1 pseudogene is annotated in these 257 nt (G+C 62.6%); it reads left to right on the top strand.

Features of this window, described 5'->3' with window-relative positions:
* A pseudogene (locus CVH10_RS22185) lies at positions 1–257 on the top strand (hypothetical protein); the annotation flags it as partial.

Raw genomic sequence — 257 nt, 5'->3', positions numbered from 1 at the left:
CACGAACGGTCTTGGCATTTCCTCCCTCGTGATCGGCCGCGATTCCAATGCTGGCGATGCCGGCGGGTACGGCATCGCGGTAGGTGAAGGCACCTATGCATGGGGCAAGAGCATTGCGATTGGCGCAGGCAACATCGCCAATCTTCGCTCGGTGGCCATCGGCGACAACGCGCAGAGCCAGGTCACTCGAGGCGTGGCCTTGGGTGTGAATGCGGAGGCTACGGTTGCCAACAGTGTGGCGCTCGGCGCTGACAGTT

It is taken from the genome of Halomonas sp. ND22Bw, assembly GCF_003011945.1.
Classification (GTDB): domain Bacteria; phylum Pseudomonadota; class Gammaproteobacteria; order Pseudomonadales; family Halomonadaceae; genus Halomonas; species Halomonas halophila.
Note: the sequence above shows the minus strand (reverse complement) of the source record. Positions and strands in the feature narration are given on the sequence as shown.